Raw genomic sequence first — 19202 nt, 5'->3', positions numbered from 1 at the left:
AATTTAAGATGTACAAAAATGTAAAAAAACGGGCAAATCATTAGCCCGTTTTTTTATATTTGTTATTTATTCGGTGGTTGATACAACCAAAACCACCACACAATGAAGGCGATTAAACCGATTCCAACTAAATTTATCAATAACATTGATTTTATCCTTAGTTAATATTACTTAAGCAAATATAGAGCGTGTTAGCTCAAAAACTAATTGATTATTGCTTTGGACTCATATGAGTAGAATTGATTTTTAACCAGCGCAATCGGTTAGCGTTCGACACCACCGTTACTGACGATAAAGCCATCGCAGCGCCCGCGACGACTGGGTTTAGCAACATTCCAGTTAATGGATAAAGTACGCCTGCGGCCACTGGGATCCCGATAATATTGTATATAAAGGCCCCCACAAGGTTTTGTTTGATGTTTCTAATCGTTGCTCGACTTACGGCAATACCATCAACTAACCCATGGAGTGAACCTCTAATGAGTGTGATATCGGCACTTTCAATAGCGACGTCTGTGCCGGTCCCAATCGCAAAACCAACATCAGCTTGCGCCAATGCGGGGGCGTCATTTATTCCATCACCAGTCATCGCTACGATTTGATGATCAGATTGAAGATGTTTAACATAAAGCGCTTTTTCCTCTGGTAATACTTCCGCTTTAAAATCGTCTACCCCGACTGATTTTGCAATTGCTTTTGCCGTGTCATAATTATCACCAGTCAACATAACGACGTTAATACCAAGTTGTTGTAATCGTAGAATGGCTGGCTTTGAATCCGATTTGATTGGGTCGGCCACGGCGATAATCGCGGCTAGTTTATTATCAACAGCAAAAAACATAGGCGTTTTTGCTTGTAGGGCAAAGCTTTTTGTTAAATCTGTATATTCATCAATTTGAATGCCACTGTCGGCCATAAGCCTAGCATTGCCAAACGATAGCAATTTATTATCACAATGAGCTTCAACACCCTTCCCTGTTTTTGAAGAAAACTGCGTTATTTTGACCAACGGTAAATTACGTTCTTTTGCACTTTCTACAATTGCCTGAGCTAATGGATGTTCAGAGCCAGACTCTAAACTCGCGGCCAGAGATAATATGTCGTTTTCTGACATTAGATTTACAACATGGATGTCGGTCACCTTTGGTGAACCTTCTGTAATAGTGCCTGTTTTATCAAGCACCATAGTGGTAATCTTTGATGCCGATTGCAGCGCATCGCCGTTACGGATCAATATGCCGGCTTCAGCAGCTTTACCAACACCTACCATAACAGACATCGGTGTTGCTAAGCCGAGTGCACACGGACACGCAATAATTAGCACGGTCGTTGCGGACACCAATGCAAAAGCGATAGTGGGTTCAGGTCCAAAGTTGAGCCATACCAATGCACTACAGACCGCGATAATTAGTACAATAGGGACAAAGTATGCGGATATGACATCTGCAAATTTAGCGATTGGCAACTTAGAGTTTTGGGCTTTTTTAACTAAGGTAATGATATTAGCTAATGCGGTGTCTTTACCTACTTTGTTCGCCTTAAATAAGAACATACCGGTTTTATTTATGGTGCCAGCGATTACTTTGTCGCCTGTGTTTTTTCAACAGGCATAGGTTCACCGGTTAACATGGCTTCATCAACCGTTGAAGCGCCAGATATAACATGTCCATCAACTGGTATTTTTTCACCCGGTCGTACTTTCACAATATCGTTAATTACCACTTGTTCAATTGCAATCGTAACCTCTTCGTTGTCCCTAACAACAATCGCTGTTTTGGGCTGTAAACCAATAAGCCGTTTAATCGCTTCAGATGTTTTACCACGAGCTGTAAATTCAAGCGAAAGTCCCAAATTAATAAGCCCTATGATCATCGCCGTAGCTTCGAAATACACATGACGAGCCATTTCTGGAACCATCATTGGCGATAGAACAACTACCATAGAATAGAGCCACGCAGTACCTGTTCCTAATGCAACTAAGGTATCCATATTGGCAGAATGATTTTTAAAACTTTTCCAAGCACTGCTATAAAAATGGCCTCCGGATAAATACATAATAGCCAAGGTCAATAAACCAATGGTGCCCCAGACCGCGCGTTCGTTGTTTGTTACGACGGTCATCTCGCCAATAAACATGCCGTATATCATAAGAGGAATACCAAGTGACAAAGCCGTAACGGTATTTTTTATTAACTTTTTGTATTGTAATTCATCAAGCTTTTGTTTTTCTTCCTCGGCTTCCTCACTAACATTGTCGTTAACGATAGTTGCTTTATACCCCGCTATATCCACTGCATTTTGGAGTTTTGTTACGATAGCTTTTTTACTATTATTTTCGACGTTGGCAACGACAACAACCGTCCTGTCGCCAAAATTCATTTCCGCCGACGATACATTTTTAACCGTTCGCAAAGCTTTTTCGATTTTTAATACACAACTCGAACAAGAAGCGCCTTCAATGAGTAATATAATTTCCATCTGATTTTGAGGTTGTGCTTCAGATTTAGATTCAGTGCCGATATTGCGTTGACTATCCTTTTCTTCAGGCAATTGTTTAGCTTTACAGCAGCTACTTTGGGCTGGATTTAACTGTTCTTTTGAATTTGCAAGTTCACTTATCGTTGAGCTATTCTTTGTCATGAGTCTCGCCTCCTAACGTTTTTGGTCCTGTCTTTTGAGGACTGCTATTGTGATTAGAAGTTTCAATACCAGCTAATGTAACTTCCTCAGGTTTACTCATGCCAGCATGTCCAATCAAATGACAGACCATATCAGATGTAGGACACCGGTCGTCCATTTCTTCCCATAAAGACAGCGTATCCGTCATTTTCTGTCGTAGCGCTAACATCGCTTGGAACTGTTTTTCTGTTTCTGCTAACCGTTGTTTAATTATTTCTCGAACCATAGGACACGCGGTTTTACCCTGCTTTGCCTCAATTAAAATGTTTTTTATGTCTGAAATCGTAAAGCCCAAACTACGAGCACTAAGTATGAATTTGAGCTGAGATACATCTTGAGGGGAATAGTATTTATAGCCATTGCTACTTTTAGTAGGCTTAAGCAATTTTTCTCTCGTATAAAAACGTACAGTATCAGCAGAAATGTTTAACAAACTGGCGAGTTCAGATACTTTCATCAGCATATCCTTTGGTGGTTATACAATTAATATGGTCAGTTTAAACCTGTGAGTTAGACACAGGTCAACCTTGTTTTAGAATTATTAACCCGTATGTTCGAAAGCTAAGTTAATCGCTTAAGAGCCATATATTAGATATACAACGGGCCTAAAGCAGGCCACATCGATGTTAGGGAGCCTTCAATTATTTTGAGTTACGACTAAAGTCATCTTTAAATATATTTAGACTATCGATACCCAACAAATGCAGTTTATTTTCTACTTCAATCATCATTGCAGCAGGGCCGCACAAATAAAATTCAATGTCGGTAAGGGGGTCGTCTTGATTAATGTAATCTTCCAATATGTCTTGAACGTAGCCTTCGCGACCTTGCCAGTTTGAACTCGGCTGCGATAAAACAGGGACATAATTAAAGCTGCTATTAGTTGACTCTAATTTTTGAAATTCATCTTTGTAAAGCAAATCCTTTTCAGTTCGTGCGCCAAAAATAAAAAGTGTTGGGTTGCTAACGTCATACTTATTAAACTGTTCAAAAATAATTGCCCTCAGCGGAGCCATACCAGAACCTGCACCAATAAAAACACGTCTGTTTAGTGAGTTTGGACGAGCGTAAAATTCACTAAAAGGCCCCGTTGCTTCGATAGTATCGCCAAGCGAGAGTGAACATAAATAGCTTGAACCAATCCCTACCTCGCCAATTTTATTTACCGGAACTTGCCACCGAACAGCAAATGTTAACTGATGAGTTTCAGTATCAAAGTTGACAATTGAATAACTTCTAACGGTTTTGTCGTGTTGTAATGTTTGGCTTGCCATACCTTTCCAAAACGATTGATAACCCTCTGGTATATCGTCAAACGTCGCTTCATATTGGCTAGCAGGAATATGGAGTTGCATATACGCCCCAGCTCTATAGTTTAAAACCGCATTTGAAGTAGGTTCAAATTTAAGTTCTTTTATAAATGGCGTAACAAATTCACTAGAAACTAAAGTCAGGTAAATGTGTTTTGCATTTAATTGTTTAGCCAACGTAATATTCTCTAATTCACTAACGTTATGTTGGCACGAAAGTCGGTATCCCTGCTCTAATTCCTCCTTTGATAATTGTTGTCTATCCGCTGGCCATATAGATGCATCTTTATTTGCAATAAACTTACATTTACCGCAGGTTCCCCCACCGCCACAACTAGATGGTATAAAGACACCTTTAATCGCTAAACTTTCCAATACAGTGTCGTTGCTCTTTAAGATGAGAGTCTCAGTTTTAGAGTTATCTGAATAATGTAACTGGACCGCCTTATTTTCTTTATAAAATGAAATTTTAAACTGTTGAGATTTAACTAACTCTACCAACCAAATCAGTCCTGATATTGACAAAAAACGTAGCCGCGCCAAATAGAATAATCCACCAATTATTGAAACTCCCTGATTGTTATAGTCCATAAAATGCAAAGTAAACATGAGGTCACGTAATCGACGATCGTCATTAAAGTGACCAACAACCTCACCTGTGTAGGCATTTACAAAAACTTCCGTATTATCAACATCACCTAATTGTACTTTCCATACAGCTGTTTTTTGTTTTGGCAAATTATCTATAGGCGGTTGAACAAAGCTTATTATTGGCTCAGTTACCGTCCCTGTGAATGACTGCTTTGCAATTTTTAATGCATCCCTTTCTGTTAACTGAAAAGACGTGCCTGTCACCGCGTGAACAACGAGTTGATCCTGTAGCGCTTCTGCATGTGCTGGTAGCTCATATTTTAATTGATAATAGGGTTCACCTAAGATCCAAACTAGATTGAGCGCTTTCGGCACGGGTAATCCCAATGATTTTATCGGCTTAAACACAAAGTCTTGATGGTTCCCAATTTGACTAACATGTTGGCGATTGTTGTTCCCCGTGGCTTTTTCGTGGTCCATCAAATTAAAATAGAGACCCGTTGCTAACCAAATGAGTAATTGAATACCTACAAATAACGATGCCCATTTGTGAACTGTTTTACTCAATTTATACATATTCGTTATTTAACCTCATTGTAATTGGGTTTAAATACGCGAATATAAGTAAGCACTGCTCCTGCAAATGCTGCCAAAATCCCAAGAGAAGCCACTAATAATAAGAACCAATTAGCGACGTTTTCTCCATCATCATAATCCATAATATGGAAGCGCCACATCCAGTCAAATAATCGCCAAAAATCATGTCTTTTAGTGACTAACTTGCCCGACTCCTTACTAATGTATAGCGTCGGTGAGGAAAACTGATCATAATCTATTTTCCAAACAGGAATATAACGAGAAGATAATTCAGGAGGTACGTCTGTAGACTCACTCAGAAGCCTTATTGATTTTATTTCACTATTGCCGCTATATTTACTTTCAGCGATATGAATTGCCATCATTTTGTCGATTACCGGTAATATAAGCCCTGTTTTAGCATCTACCAACCGCCAGCTAGGTTTGCTTTTTGGCTCTGAAAACAGATAAACCGGCCGGTCGATTAAAGTCGTCAACGAAATCGACTCAGCCTTTGGATATTGCGCTAAAAGGTCGCTTATTGGGTACGTTACCTGTGATAACGCTATCGACGCTTCATTCTCTTTAACTAAGGTTTCGCCATGAATATAGTGGATATCAAAACTCACCATATATAGGCCAGTCAAAGACCAAAATAGAAACTGCACACCAACAAACGCCATAAGCCATTTGTGGTATTTTCGAATACTTCGGATCATGAACTTTCCTTTCATTACGTTTCCTTATTTCCGACCGTTAACTTTGTTACTTCCTTAAGATAAAAACAGCCGGTAATACCACGAGAGTCAACATTACCGCGCTTGCCATGCCACCTACCATAGGAGCAGCAATTCGACTCATCACTTCAGAACCAACGCCTGTGCCATACAAAATAGGTAGCAAACCGACAATTATTGCCGCGGCAGTCATCATTACAGGTCTTACCCGCATACCAGCACCTTCTATAATGGCACTCTGTATATCCGCTTTAGTCACCGGTTTATTTTCCTTTAGCAATGTTTGATACATCGAGTAAATTGCCTGATTTAAGTAAACTAACATGATCACCCCGATCTCCACAGCAACACCGGCCAATGCGATAAAGCCGACACCAACTGCCACTGAAAAATTAAAGCCTTGTAAGTACATTAACCAAATACTGCCTACCATAGCCAATGGCAAAGTCCCCATAATAATGAATACTTCCGCAACGTTTCTAAAATTGAGGTACAACAATATTACAATTATCGCTAATGTTAATGGCACTACAAAAGTTAGCTTTTCTTTAGCCCGCAACATATATTCATATTGCCCAGCCCAAGCGATAGAATAACCTGATTTTATTTTTAATTGCTCCGAGACGACTCGTTGTGCTTCTTGCACATAAGTGCCGATATCCGCCCCTTCTATATCGACAAACACCCAACCGTTTATTCTGGCATTCTCACTTTTAATTCCCGGCGGACCATCTTCAATCAAAACATTAGCGACATCCGCTAATGAAATACGCATCCCATCCGGTGTAACTATTGGTAATCGTGAAAGTTTTTCAGGTGAGTCTCGATAGTCCTGTGGGTAACGTAAATTAACCGGGTATCGTTCTTGACCTTCAACTGTTTGCGTAACATTCATACCACCAATCGCAGAGGCTACAACTTGTTGTACATCGGCGATATTTAAACCATAGCGCGCTGCTTTTTTACGTTGAATGTCGACTTTAAGATAACGGCCACCGGCGACTCGCTCGGAGTAAACAGACGAAGTACCAGGTACAGTCATCAATATTTTTTCCAACGATTTCCCTATTTCTTCAATATCTTTTAATTTAGGTCCAGCAATCTTAATCCCGACAGGCGTTTTAATGCCTGTAGCTAACATGTCTATTCGAGTTTTTATCGGCATTACCTAGGCATTGGTTAACCTATAAATTGAACTAAATTATTAAATTCTTTCTTGAGGCTCTCAGTTGTGACACCGTCACGCCACTGCTCCCGTGGTTTAAACTGAATTATGGTCTCAATCATAGTTAATGGCGCGGGATCGGTAGCCGTTTCAGCACGCCCTACTTTGCCAAATACAGTTTCTACTTCTGGAACGGTTTTAATCAACTTGTCCGTTTGTTGTAATAATTCACGGGCTTTACCAATTGAAATACCTGGGTATGTTGTGGGCATATACATTAAATCGCCTTCATCTAAGGGCGGAATAAACTCACTACCTATTTTACTTATTGGCCAAAAACCAGCTACGGTTACTAAAAATGCCGCAACAATAGTCGACTTTGGATAAGTTAAAACCTTATTTAATGTCGGTAAGTATACTGCCGTCAACAATCTGTTTATTGGGTTTTTATGCTCAGCTAATACTTTACCTCTAATAAAATACCCCATTAAAACAGGTACTAAAGTTATAGCGAGGGCCGCTGATGCAGCCATTGCGTACGTTTTAGTAAACGCCAATGGAGAAAACATTTTTCCCTCTTGGGCTTCTAACGTAAATACCGGTAAAAACGAAACCGTTATGATCAACAGTGAAAAAACAACGCAGGGCCAACTTCACTTGCCGATTGAGCTACGATCTGCCAGCGATTCTTGTCTGTTAGCGGTGTTTTCTCCATATGTTTATGCATATTTTCAATCATGACAATTGCGCCGTCTATCATTGCACCTATAGCTATTGCAATACCACCTAATGACATGATATTGGCATTGATCCCTTGCAAATGCATGATGATAAATGCCGTTAGGATACCCACTGGCAAGCTGATGATAGCAACCAATGACGATCGTAAGTGGAATAAAAAGACCATACAAACTAATGCAACAACAGCAAATTCTTCTAACAATTTTGTCCATAAGTTTTCTACAGCATCGTCAATAAGTCCTGAACGGTCGTAAACCGTGACAATTTCGACGCCTTTAGGAAGTCCCTTTTGAGTTGTTTAAGTTTTGCTTTAACACCTTCAATCGTTTGCTGTGCGTTTTCGCCAAATCGCATAACAACAATCCCACCAACAACTTCGCCTTCACCATTTAACTCGGCAATACCTCGGCGCATTTGTGGCCCTAAACTTACCTGGGCTAAGTCACCAATGGTTAATGGTGTTCCTTGTTTATTAACACCAAGTGGAATTGCTTCAATGTCTTGAATATTCTTAATGTAACCAGACGCGGTAACCATATATTCAGCTTCGGCCATTTCGACGACAGAAGCGCCGGTTTCTTGATTACCGCGTTGTAGAGCGGTTTTTATATGGTTTAGTGGTACACCGTAAGCTCTAAGTTTATCTGGATCAATTTGGACTTGGTACTGTTTAACCATGCCACCAATTGCGGCGACTTCTGACACCCCAGCCACTGTTTGTAATTCATATTTTAAAAACCAATCTTGCAAGCTACGTAATTGGCTAATGTCGTGTTTCCCGGTTTTATCAATTAATGAATACAAATATACCCAGCCAACGCCGGTAGCGTCGGGTCCTAATTGCGGACGTGCACTTGGTGGTAATGAAGGTGTAACTTGACTCAAATACTCTAACACTCGGCTGCGAGCCCAGTATAAATCGGTAGATTCGTCAAATATGACATAGACAAATGAATCGCCAAAAAATGAATAACCACGCACGGTTACAGCGCTAAGGCACAGATAACATTGCCGTGGTTAATGGATAGGTTACTTGGTCTTGAACAACCTGTGGTGCCTTACCTGGATAATTGGTTTTAATGATCACCTGTACATCTGATAAATCAGGTAATGCATCTACAGGTGTATTTTTGACGGAATATAATCCGGCACCAACGATTATTATTGTGGCTAAAATAACAAAAAAGCGGTTTTGAATTGACCATCTGATAATTGCTTCAATCATTAAATAGTCTCCTAATGGCCGTCATGCATAGACATTGGTTCGACCTTGTCTTTAGGTTTTATCGCGGGGTTATCATTTACTTTTATCGCAATCACTGTTAACTCATCTCTAACTTCAAAAGTAAATGTCACAGGATTACCTTCCACAAATTTGTCTAATGATAAATTTTCTTCAATTTCAAAATCCAAAGTTGCTGCGTCTCTTTGCCATTTGGTTATGGCTTCTCGACTTATGTTTACGATCCTATTTTTTTGTCAACGCTGTTAATAATGCCGCCCACAGTTGCCGTTGGGTAATTAGGTGAATCCTTTGCTGAATTATCACCTTCGTCACTAATATGAATAACAGTAATGTTAATTTCGTCGTTGGGCAGTTTTGTCATTTCAAAATGTAGTGTTTGACCAACTCGAACGTCAGATAAATCGACCTCATTGGCTACAATGAAATCCATTGTCATCTCAGGCCATTGCCATTCCTCTACGGGCTCATGTGTGATATTTATCATACGATGTTCTTGCATCAGACTGTTTACAACGCCCGTAGCAAATACAGTTTCACTGCGAACCGTTGGACTCATTCTGAGGAAGTCTGAACTTTTACTTGATTCTGAATCAATCAAAAACTGGGCAGAAACAACGACTCGGTCTTGATCATTTAAGCCACGTTTGATTTCAATGTAATCATTTGAAACACGACCTATGACGACCTCGATAGACTTAAATTGACCATCGCCTAACGCTAAAACAACTCTATCTTGTTTACCCGTTCTTATAACAGATTCTTTTGGTACCATTAACGTATTTGTAATACCAGTGGCGTGAATTAAGACTTGCGCGAACATGTTAGGCTTTAATTTGTGGTCCGGATTCTCAAACTTTAATCTGACTCGTAGAGTACGAGTTGTAGGGTTTAAAGTTGGATAAACATAGTCAACAATTCCTGACCACGTTTTACTTGGCAGGTAATCTAACGTCATTGATACATCTAATCCGGCTCGCACCAATGCGGCGTCTCGTTCGAAGACTTCGGCTTCAACCCAAACTTGGTCAAGCTGTCCAATACTCATTAACGTTGTGCTCTAGCTTTACAAAAAATCCTTCGCGAATTTTAAGCCCATCTATTACGCCTGATTGAGGTGCGATAAAAGTGATGTTTTGAACCACCTTTTGACTTTTTTCTAAGTTAAGAATAAACGCATCTGACAGTTGCAATGCCTGTAGACGTTCTCGCGCTGCGATGATTAGTGTTTTATTATTGCGCTTTAACGCGATTAAAAACTCTTCTTGAGCGTTAACTAATTGTGGCGCATAAAGCGTATATAAAGGTTGGCCTTTTTCAACGGGATTCCCTGCGGCTTTGACAAACAATTTTTCTATCCATCCCTCTACGCGGGGATGAATATGAACCAATTGATCTTCGTCATATTGTACATATCCAACCGTAGAGATTTCGGTCATCATTTCACCGCGAACGACTTTTGCCGTCCTAACGCCCATATTATTGATAACGTGAGACGCAATTGTCACCTGTCCAGCGGTTCCCTGTTGCTTGCTCTCGGCATAAACCGGAACCAGATCCATTCCCATTGGTGACTTACCCGGTTTATCTCTACGGTAATTTGAATCCATAGGTGCTACCCAATAAAGTGGCTTCTTACTTGCTGACTCATCTGTACTATTTGCAGCACCGTTGTTGGGGAATAGATTAAAGCCAAGCAGTTGTAAAGTAGGTGCACTAATTACGGTTAACACTGCACCTAAAATCGTGCTAGCTATTATTGTTGCGACAAATTTTTGTGTAATAGTCATTATTTAGTCCATCCGTCTGGATAATATGGCAGTAGCGATTGCGTCGTTAGATAGTTAATTCGAGCCGTTGCTTTTAGCAAATTGATATCAATGTTAAGTGCCGATATTTGTGTATTAAGTTCAGCGATACGAGCGCGAATAACTTCAGAGAAATCACCGTCGTCATTGGTATAAGCTGTTAACGAGGCCTCTGCTTGCTCATGACTTTGGGTTATTAGTTGCGTTATATACAGTTGCTGTCGCTGGGTAAGGCGTTGTAAGTTTCTATATTCTTTTTCAATTTGTGTAATTAGGCTTTTTGTTAATAAAAGGTGGTCCGTTCTAATGGACGCTGCGTCGGAAATAGATGCAGATACAAGTTTATCTTGTCGTTTATTGGTAAATAATGGCACATCAAAAGTAACCCCAATGGAAAAAAATCTGCCCTATCATCACCATTTTCCATAGCGTCTCTATACGCATAAGACGCATTGATACCCCATTGTGGTTTGTATTGTTCTTTCGCTATTTCAACATCTTTTAATGCCACTTTTTGGTCAACATCGATTAGACGTACTGTGGGATGATTTGAAACAAGTTGAGCTAATGAATTTCTAGACAATAGTTTATTTTTAGACAAAATATTGCTTCTCAAAGGTATTGATGGCAATGAATCAGTTACTTTGATGTCTGTTGCTATTGCGTCAAAATTAGGTCTATTGTCATGTAAACCGTCTTGAAAAACATGCAACCATTCATTAAGCCTTGCGATAGCGGATTCAAGCTTTTGATACTCTACCGTTAATCTGTCGTCTAATTGGATAAGCTCAAGTTGTGAACGAATAACATCTTGTTGTCGGGTTTTTCCTACGGTACTAGAATAACTCGCTCTAGCAACATCTGCAGTTTGTTCAAATAAGGTTTTGTCACGAGTTATAAGGTTAATGGTCTTTTGGGCCAAATAAATGTCTAACCAAATATGTGTCACATTTAGCGTTAGTTGGGCTTTTCGTTCTTCTTGCATCAACGGATATTTTTGCGCACTTGTAGTCAGTTTCGCTTGTTTAATGTCGAGTACGTTTCCTCTTGGCAGCAATTGCGATACACCAACTTTTAACTGCGTCATGTTCTCTTGATTAAAATCCATAGAATCGACAGGTACATTCATTAAACTAACTGACACAAGCGGATCAGACATCGTGGCGACGGCAGAACTTCTTGCTAATGTCGCTCGGTATTTTTGGTTATTGCCATTCACCCAAGGGTCATTTGTAATGGCTTGAATTATTACGTCGTCTAACGAAATAACAGGATTCGCCGTCACCGAATTAGACATAGTAGAAATTAATACCGCTCCGATTAAGGTAGCATTACGAAAATTAAGTTGAGCCATCAAAACTGCTCCTCGTAGTGGTCAATATGCAAGCCCCATTTTTTACAGCATCCACAACTAGGTTTTTATAAACTTGGCGCTTTTTCTCTGGGTGAATAAGAGGCTCAATTTTGTTCATTGCATTAGCCATTGCATTAGCCATTGCTGCCAAAATCGCGCCTGCGACGAAAAATACCAGCATGGCAATTAGTTCTTTTGTTTGTAAATACATGCTTTACCATCTTTAAATGAAAACGGCGTTAGACAAATAAATAGACTAAGTCGTTCTAACTTTTTGGTTTTGAGAGAGTTATGTATGTGCACCAAAATTAAGATGCACTTGTCCTGTGGATTAAGAAATTATAGGAGGACGGTAGAAAGACTTATAAATTGAGATTGGTGATGTATGTTCTAGGCTCGGCACTTTTTCGATTGTTACTAGAGATAATATTGACTGTATGTCAACGGTTACAAACGTGTAAGTTGAGCAGGCGTTTGCGGGACAACTGCATTCAATATCACAACAATCCATTTTCCCGCTTTGCTCATGATTAGAAGGTGCACCATGTGACATATTTCCAGATACTTTCATATCTTTGTGCATTGCCATTGATGAAGATGTAGATGTTTTCCCAGTATGATTCATCGTCATGTGTTGGCCACTATCTGTCATTTCGCAAGGCATAACGGTATTAGCAAGCGATTGCCCTATTACGGACAACAACATTGTTATAATTACGCAAGCTCTAGTAAACGCAGACGACATGGATTTCTCTTACTGATTTGATAGTAGCAAAATACATTCTAAGCTCTTATTTGTAAAGTTGAAAAGAAACAAATAGGTTACTAACATTCTAATACAACGACGACAGCGATTTATAACGCCTTATCAAAAGTATTGAATAAACTCACCTTGCGTTTGTATTTAGCCAGTTGATATACATATGAAAAGGCAAAGGCTCACAATATTTAAACCCTTGTACGATATTACAAGGTAGTTCAAGCATCATATTTTCAGAATCTAATGAGTCTATCCCAATACCTACAACATCAATACCATTGGTATTTGTCAAGCTGACAAGCTGACGAATGACGGTTGTATTACCTTGTGTCGCTTCTATATTTTGAATTTCTCTGCAATCCAATTTGATTTCAGACACCAGTCCGTTAAATACAAATCCTAAATTAGATAACGGCGTTTTTAGTGCATCTACTGAGATCCGATACCCTTTTCTCTTTAGTCCTATTATTGTTTTTTTAATATTATTGTCTAAATTTTCAAATTTTAGATCAGTGAACTCAAACGTTAAATGCTTGGCTGCAATTCTATATGTATCTAAACTTTTTTGGACCATCGCTAAAAACTGCGACAAATGTAAATCAGAAACAGAAATGTTAATGGCGACATGATAATTAGGGTCAAACTCTTTAATTAGCTTACTTAAGTTTTGACACGAGGTGTCTATCACCCATTCAGTTAATGACGAAATCAACCCTGTATCTTTGGCAATCGGTACAAACTCTGAAGGGCTAATTTCACCTAACTCAGAATGTTCCCAGCGAACTAATATTTCACTACCAATCACTTCAAGCTTATCCACACCCAATTTCGGTTGATGGTAGATAATGAGTTCTTTGTTATCGATCGCTTTTTGTAATTCAGTGGCAATTTCAACTCTTCTATTTTGGTTAAATTTATCTAATTCATTAAAAATCCAAAAATCTAATTTTTTAGAATTCGCGATATTAATCGCTTGTTGCGCCTGATTGACAATATCAGTTAATGAAAAATCATTACTTTCCTTGGTCGCTGCGCCAATAACAAAATGCATTTTATACAATTGTGCTGTTGTACTATTGTTTAACTTTTGTAACTTACAAAATTCTTTAATCGTAGTTTTGAGTAACGCTTCATCACTGCTGGTAATCGTAATGGCAAACAATCCCTCACGCACTAAACAGACTTTTCTTATCGTCGAGTCATTATCAACGTCAATAACATGGAGATAACTTGAAAAATATCGTTGTATATCGCTCACAAAACTATTGATAAACGCTATTTGTTCTTGGTTTTTATCTATTGTTGTAAAATTATCAACTTCATCTAACTCAATTAATATTACAGAGTATTTATTCTTAGCTAGCTTAGGCGTTTGATTAATGCAAAATTCTAATTTTGCAATATTTGCCAGTTTAAAGATCTTGTCATGTGTCGCTTCATAAAGTATTTCTGCTTTATTTACCCGTAATCTTTCGGCAAGTGCCATCGAAATTAATGTCATTTCAAAAACGACGCCAAAAAACGCCGCATGCCGCGTCCAAAAGCCATATTCTAACTGCCCTTGCAGCAATAGAGTTCCAACGGCTGAACCGACAAAGAGCGGCAACCATGAGATGATGTAAAGCGTCCCCCAACTCTTATTTTTTCTTATTCTCTGAAACAACATGATTAAGCACAAAATATAAATAAATAGCTGCATTAAAAAAATGGTTTAGCAGCCTCATACTCACTTTGGGTTGTGGCGTATACTCCAAATACAAACAATATGATCGTTAACCCTTTCACAGAGCGCTGAATCACTAATTGTTCTTTATTATTGAAATGTAAAAAGTAATAACTAAATAACAGCAAGAAGATGCCAAGCAGGTAATAAACTGAAATAATATTGTTGCCAATGTGCTGGTAAAAACTGACTGGTAATAAATAAATTCCAAAACCATGCACAAAACTTAAAACCATTAAAAAGCTAATAATATAGCCAACATATAAAATATATAATTTGTCGTGAACACCGAGAAACAAGATTAAGTTATAGGCTGTCATAACAAAGACGATCCCTACGATTGATCCCCACAACAAATACAGCATATTTTTATAACGATTGAAGCCATTAGATTCAAAAAGGGCCACTGGTAGATGTGGTGTTCCTAAAGAATAAGTTCTAATAAGTAATTCTTTTTGTTGTTGCTTTTGCAAACTCACTGCGATTGAAGGTAACGCCATATCGCGCTTCTTATTAATTCGATTATCACCTAATCGTTTAACGAGAGTTGGGATACCAGCTTTTATTTCATAAATGTCTATTTCATCTAACATTGGATTATCAAATAAATAAACATATTCAGACAATACAGAACGTAGATTTCTAATTTTAATTAAGTGCCAGTATTCATTCTCACCAAACTCTAAACTTATTGTTTTCTTTTCTCGAGTATCATTTTTAAAGAAATTGTAGATGGTCTGCGAGTCAGTTTTAAAGTCACCTTGAACATTCCTGTAAACTGATTCGACTGCCAAATTTTTACTATTTAATGCCAGTTTATTAATATTTTCGAGTTTACTAATGATATAGCTAGTAAAAATAACAACTAAAAAGGACATGAACAGAATTGAAATGAACCTTAAATGAAGTTTCATGATTTCACCCCATTTAAAACAAAGCTATGTAAACTTTGGTCTTTAGCGAGAGAGTCGATAAAGCGCTGATCAATGTATTCCTTAAATTCTATTTCTGACAACACGTTTGTTGATAGCGCTCCAACTAAATTAAAAGGAAGCACTTTTAACTCATCAAAATCCGTTTGATTTTTTATATTCTCAACCAATATCGAAATATCCATTTTTTGTAGAGTAGAAGAAAAATTGAGAACTCGTTCGGGGTCGCTTGTCCTTATAAGTTTTTTCATTGTTTCCGCTTGAAACGTAACTACTGAGATAGGCAACTCACTGATCCAGTTTGCACTTTCTATTCCAAATGTATCTTCCTTAATACTAATTAAAAATCCGAGGTCGACAAATTCTCGAAGCGTGCTGATTTCCTGTATGTTTTGCGAATTCATTAGCTTGCTACTTACCGTAATAACAAATAAATCGGCCTTCAAACCATATTTATTTAACGTTTTAATCAGCATGGAAATAAAGGTTTTTGTTATTCTATTTTGAGTTGAGAAGTCGATTAAAAACTTAGTTTTAGTCGAGTCTAACAATGCAACTTGACTGCAAATTAACTCGAAAACTCGTTCTTCGAACAAACTAGCCATCATATTGTTAGTCGTTGTATCTAAACAGGCAGAAAGTTCAAAGAACTCATTATTTTTAGAGGAACTTATACTCAATTTAACTAGCGATAATTTACTGTTAACCGAGTTTGTTGTAAGTTGAAATCCTATTTGAAAATCTTGTAGTTCGTTAGATTTTACAAGTTCCGAAACTAGCTGATGCCTTTTATCCGAGCTCCGTTTCTCAAAAGTTTGAAATGTAGTCGTGGCACGATTGCTCTGTTGTAATACATTAAAGCTAAAAGTAATAATTTCTTCTGGTGACTCAAATTCTGCTGAATTTACGCAACTAATAAAGCAATTAAACGAAACATCAAATCCTTTCAGGCGATAGGTAAAAGGAAGCAATTCTCCAATTTCATCTTGTAAGTTGTCGATTAGTATTTGATCGGTACTTAAAATTACTAATGCAAAATAGCCATCTTTAACAGCAGCAATATGTTTTACGTCGATATGTTCGTCAAGTGTCGCTAAGGTGACATGGTCACTAAAAAACGTTTCAACTTTTGTTAAAAATTTATCAACGACGACTTTTAAACTTATTTGATCTAAATAAGGCGTTAACTGGTGATAATTTTCAACTTTAATTACCACTAAACTAAATGAAGGATTAGGTACAACATCAAATTGTTTTTTAAGTTCCTGTTCCAAAATTATTGAATTGCCAATATTTAAAAAGTGGTCATGTGTGGTCTGGAACAGCAATTGATTTTCGCTCATTCGTAATCGTTCTGCTAAAGCCATCGAAATGAAGGTCATTTCAAATAATACGCCCAACAAAAGTGCATGACGACTCCAGAAACTATACTCCAGATTACCCGTTAACATTAATGGGCCTACTGCAGCTCCGATGAATAACGGTAACTAGAAATCACATAATATTTTGCCCAGCTAAAATCTAACTTTAATCGGATTGCGACTAAAATGATGGCAAAAATATAGACAGAACCTTGTGCCATAAAAACAGTTGCGCCGCCTTATATTCAACAACAAACAACGCGTAAAAACTAAGTGCCAAAAGCAAATTAATAACGACCTTAGCCCGTCCGAAAACTAAGACTGCGTTTGTCTTGATCAAATTTTAGAAACTTCATGGCAAACGCCAACATTAGCGCCCCAACCATGCTAAACAGTGCGATGACATTATCCGCTATTAGGTCATACACCCAATAAGGCACAAGGTAAGTTAAAAATCCATGAACTACACCTAGGACTACTAAAAGGCAAATATGTAACCTACATAAATTAGATAAAGTTTATCTTTTACACCTACAAATAAAATAATGTTGTAAATAGACATTAATATGACGATGCCGACAAAACTTCCCCAGATAAGAAACACCATGGATTTGTATTGTTCAAAGTTTTCATCGGTAAAAATAGATATAGGTAAATTCGGCGTACCTTTAGAATTGGTTCTAATAACCATTTCCATCTCACCAGAACCGTTAAGTTCGATTACGGAGTGAGGTAAAGCAAGTAACTCGAGTTCCGTATTCTTTCGTTTATCGCCTAGTTTTGACAAAACGTGGAGGTCATTATTCTTCAATTCATAAATATCAATGTAATCTAACATTGGATTATCTAATAGAAGGACCAAATTCATTTTGGTGGTTGTCAGGTTTCTAAATTTTAATTGGTACCAAACGTCACTTTCACCAAATTCTATCTTTGAATAGTTGAGTTTAGTTGGTCTAAATCGACTTTTAAATTCACTATAATTAGAGTTAACAAATTGATTTTTGTCATCAACAAAATACGCTTGATCAATTTTTAATTGCAGATTATTGGTGTTTATATTTAATTCGTTTATACGGTCAAAAGAACTTTTAATTCCCCACAATAGTGAAAATAAGATGAAAAGGACACATCCTGTTATTGCCCAGCTCCCAGCTTTTTTCATTATATTTCCTAAATATCTCAATAGTTAAGCCATATTATAGTTCTTATTTAGTAAAAATATTTACTCTTTTACAGAATATTTTTGTTGCATTTTTAATCTCCTACGACTACTGTATAAACCACTGTATAGAAATACTATTAATAAAAACAGGTATTGGCGATGAACTATTTAAACTTTAGTAATAACAAATTTCAGCATCCGGCAATTTCACCGATTAAACCATCAATTAATGCCGACCTTTTAGATACACACTTAGAATTGCTGAAGATAATTAAACGATATGAATTTAGCGATGGTTGGACGTTGCTCATTGCGCCAGAAAAACTTCCAGATAAGCAAATTCTTAATTCATGCAGTATCAATTTAAGTAAAGTACTTACCGTGCATAAGCGATACTGCAAAAGCGCGTTCGAACTTGCCAAAAAGGCCATATTTTTTGATAACTGTGCCGTTTTAGTCATTTGGGACGATTCGATTAGTGGTCTCGAATTAGAATTAATACGAAAACAAGCCCACGAGAATGGTACTGCGCTATATCTATTAAACTCAGATCAAACCACTTATAATGAGTATATTCAAACCCACTAAGTGCCTAAGCTATGTTTTGTTGTCCGTGCAGTGATCGTGAATATGAAATTTGTTGCAAGCCTTTAATTGAAAGGAAAAGCAGCCCAAGTTCACCTGAACAATTGATGAGGTCAAGATACTCTGCGTTTGTACTAAATAAACCAGAATATTTGTACGATACAAGTTCAGTCAATCTAAAAAGTCAGCTAACGGTTGAACAGTTGCGTCAATCATGTATTGAAAATTGTTTTGTTAAGTTAGAAATTGTTAATACAGAAACTCAGTTTGTGGAGTTTAAAGCGTTTTTTATCGAGCATGAACATTGTGGCGTATTACACGAACGTTCTAAATTTGTAGTAGAAAATGGCATTTGGAAGTACGACACTGGAACTCTATTTGACGAACCTATTAATAAGTTAAATAGAAATGACCTTTGTCCGTGCGACAGCGGTAAAAAATTTAAAAAGTGTCATATGAGATGATCGTTTAA

The 19202-nt window shown here is 37.7% G+C and carries 15 protein-coding genes and 5 pseudogenes; 2 read left to right on the top strand and 18 right to left on the bottom strand.

Annotated features, from left to right (window positions below):
* Window positions 1-211: 211 nt before the first annotated feature.
* The 18 genes and pseudogenes from PN838_RS02130 to PN838_RS02060 form a co-directional block, all read right to left on the bottom strand.
* A pseudogene (locus PN838_RS02130) lies at window positions 212-2478 on the bottom strand (heavy metal translocating P-type ATPase).
* A 274-nt stretch (window positions 2479-2752) separates the two neighbouring features.
* A pseudogene (locus PN838_RS02125) lies at window positions 2753-3136 on the bottom strand (MerR family transcriptional regulator); the annotation flags it as partial.
* A gap of 184 nt (window positions 3137-3320) precedes the next feature.
* Window positions 3321-5147, bottom strand: coding sequence for a 2Fe-2S iron-sulfur cluster-binding protein (locus tag PN838_RS02120; RefSeq protein ID WP_272179629.1), 1827 nt, complete (start codon window positions 5145-5147; stop codon window positions 3321-3323).
* Between the two features lie 14 nt (window positions 5148-5161).
* Window positions 5162-5890, bottom strand: coding sequence for a PepSY-associated transmembrane domain-containing protein (locus tag PN838_RS02115; protein WP_272179628.1), 729 nt, complete (start codon window positions 5888-5890; stop codon window positions 5162-5164).
* 31 nt (window positions 5891-5921) lie between these two features.
* Entirely contained in the window at window positions 5922-7034 is a 1113-nt protein-coding gene (locus PN838_RS26920) for an efflux RND transporter permease subunit (protein ID WP_370661083.1), read from the bottom strand.
* 38 nt (window positions 7035-7072) lie between these two features.
* A pseudogene (locus tag PN838_RS26915) lies at window positions 7073-8780 on the bottom strand (efflux RND transporter permease subunit).
* A gap of 10 nt (window positions 8781-8790) precedes the next feature.
* Entirely contained in the window at window positions 8791-9024 is a 234-nt protein-coding gene (locus PN838_RS26910; protein ID WP_370661001.1) for an efflux RND transporter permease subunit, read from the bottom strand.
* Between the two features lie 11 nt (window positions 9025-9035).
* Window positions 9036-10832 (bottom strand): annotated as a pseudogene (locus PN838_RS27805) (efflux RND transporter periplasmic adaptor subunit).
* Window positions 10832-11224, bottom strand: coding sequence for a TolC family protein (locus PN838_RS02100; RefSeq protein WP_272179627.1), 393 nt, complete (start codon window positions 11222-11224; stop codon window positions 10832-10834). The pseudogene PN838_RS27805 and the gene PN838_RS02100 overlap by 1 nt, the downstream one beginning before the upstream one ends.
* Window positions 11134-12204, bottom strand: coding sequence for a TolC family protein (locus PN838_RS02095; RefSeq protein ID WP_272179626.1), 1071 nt, complete (start codon window positions 12202-12204; stop codon window positions 11134-11136). The genes PN838_RS02100 and PN838_RS02095 overlap by 91 nt, the downstream gene beginning before the upstream one ends.
* Complete coding sequence (locus PN838_RS02090) at window positions 12191-12415, bottom strand: hypothetical protein (RefSeq protein WP_272179625.1); 225 nt, start codon at window positions 12413-12415, stop codon at window positions 12191-12193. The genes PN838_RS02095 and PN838_RS02090 overlap by 14 nt, the downstream gene beginning before the upstream one ends.
* A gap of 120 nt (window positions 12416-12535) precedes the next feature.
* Window positions 12536-12949 (bottom strand): hypothetical protein, encoded by a 414-nt coding sequence (locus tag PN838_RS02085; protein WP_272179624.1) that lies wholly within the window; start codon window positions 12947-12949, stop codon window positions 12536-12538.
* A 142-nt stretch (window positions 12950-13091) separates the two neighbouring features.
* Window positions 13092-14450: an EAL domain-containing protein gene (locus PN838_RS02080; RefSeq protein ID WP_272179623.1), complete on the bottom strand. Its 1359-nt coding sequence runs from the start codon at window positions 14448-14450 to the stop codon at window positions 13092-13094.
* 42 nt (window positions 14451-14492) lie between these two features.
* A pseudogene (locus tag PN838_RS26890) lies at window positions 14493-14630 on the bottom strand (hypothetical protein); the annotation flags it as partial.
* A 32-nt stretch (window positions 14631-14662) separates the two neighbouring features.
* Entirely contained in the window at window positions 14663-15481 is an 819-nt protein-coding gene (locus tag PN838_RS02075) for a 7TM diverse intracellular signaling domain-containing protein (protein WP_272179622.1), read from the bottom strand.
* 116 nt (window positions 15482-15597) lie between these two features.
* Window positions 15598-17070, bottom strand: coding sequence for an EAL domain-containing protein (locus PN838_RS02070; protein ID WP_272179621.1), 1473 nt, complete (start codon window positions 17068-17070; stop codon window positions 15598-15600).
* An 8-nt stretch (window positions 17071-17078) separates the two neighbouring features.
* Entirely contained in the window at window positions 17079-17201 is a 123-nt protein-coding gene (locus PN838_RS02065; protein WP_272179620.1) for a hypothetical protein, read from the bottom strand.
* 257 nt (window positions 17202-17458) lie between these two features.
* Window positions 17459-18145 carry a 7TMR-DISMED2 domain-containing protein gene (locus PN838_RS02060; RefSeq protein WP_272179619.1) on the bottom strand — a complete coding sequence of 229 codons (687 nt, stop codon included), beginning with the start codon at window positions 18143-18145 and terminating at the stop codon, window positions 17459-17461.
* Window positions 18146-18304: 159 nt separating this feature from the next.
* Here PN838_RS02060 and PN838_RS02055 point away from each other — a divergent pair, with 159 nt between their 5' ends.
* Window positions 18305-18733: a hypothetical protein gene (locus PN838_RS02055; protein ID WP_215962881.1), complete on the top strand. Its 429-nt coding sequence runs from the start codon at window positions 18305-18307 to the stop codon at window positions 18731-18733.
* 11 nt (window positions 18734-18744) lie between these two features.
* Window positions 18745-19194, top strand: a complete 450-nt coding sequence (locus PN838_RS02050) for a YchJ family protein (RefSeq protein WP_272179618.1) — start codon at window positions 18745-18747, stop codon at window positions 19192-19194.
* Window positions 19195-19202: the final 8 nt, after the last annotated feature.

Origin of the sequence: Psychrosphaera algicola, assembly GCF_028401425.1 — a bacterium.
In the GTDB taxonomy this organism is placed as follows: Bacteria; Pseudomonadota; Gammaproteobacteria; order Enterobacterales; family Alteromonadaceae; genus Psychrosphaera; species Psychrosphaera algicola.
The sequence above is the reverse complement of the archived record's forward strand: the minus strand, read 5'-3'. Positions and strand labels throughout refer to the sequence as shown.

Excerpts from the sequence above, each read along its gene's own strand:
- PN838_RS02060 (WP_272179619.1), bottom strand. The coding sequence starts at position 18,145 with ATGAAAAAAGCTGGGAGCTGGGCAATAACAGGATGTGTCCTTTTCATC.
- PN838_RS02080 (WP_272179623.1), bottom strand. The coding sequence starts at position 14,450 with ATGGCACTTGCCGAAAGATTACGGGTAAATAAAGCAGAAATACTTTAT.
- PN838_RS02095 (WP_272179626.1), bottom strand. The coding sequence starts at position 12,204 with ATGGCTCAACTTAATTTTCGTAATGCTACCTTAATCGGAGCGGTATTA.
- PN838_RS02065 (WP_272179620.1), bottom strand. The coding sequence starts at position 17,201 with ATGGCACAAGGTTCTGTCTATATTTTTGCCATCATTTTAGTCGCAATC.
- PN838_RS02070 (WP_272179621.1), bottom strand. The coding sequence starts at position 17,070 with ATGTTAACGGGTAATCTGGAGTATAGTTTCTGGAGTCGTCATGCACTT.
- PN838_RS02055 (WP_215962881.1), top strand. The coding sequence starts at position 18,305 with ATGAACTATTTAAACTTTAGTAATAACAAATTTCAGCATCCGGCAATT.
- PN838_RS02090 (WP_272179625.1), bottom strand. The coding sequence starts at position 12,415 with ATGTATTTACAAACAAAAGAACTAATTGCCATGCTGGTATTTTTCGTC.
- PN838_RS02050 (WP_272179618.1), top strand. The coding sequence starts at position 18,745 with ATGTTTTGTTGTCCGTGCAGTGATCGTGAATATGAAATTTGTTGCAAG.
- PN838_RS26910 (WP_370661001.1), bottom strand. The coding sequence starts at position 9,024 with ATGATTGAAGCAATTATCAGATGGTCAATTCAAAACCGCTTTTTTGTT.
- PN838_RS02085 (WP_272179624.1), bottom strand. The coding sequence starts at position 12,949 with ATGTCGTCTGCGTTTACTAGAGCTTGCGTAATTATAACAATGTTGTTG.
- PN838_RS26920 (WP_370661083.1), bottom strand. The coding sequence starts at position 7,034 with ATGTTAGCTACAGGCATTAAAACGCCTGTCGGGATTAAGATTGCTGGA.
- PN838_RS02115 (WP_272179628.1), bottom strand. The coding sequence starts at position 5,890 with ATGAAAGGAAAGTTCATGATCCGAAGTATTCGAAAATACCACAAATGG.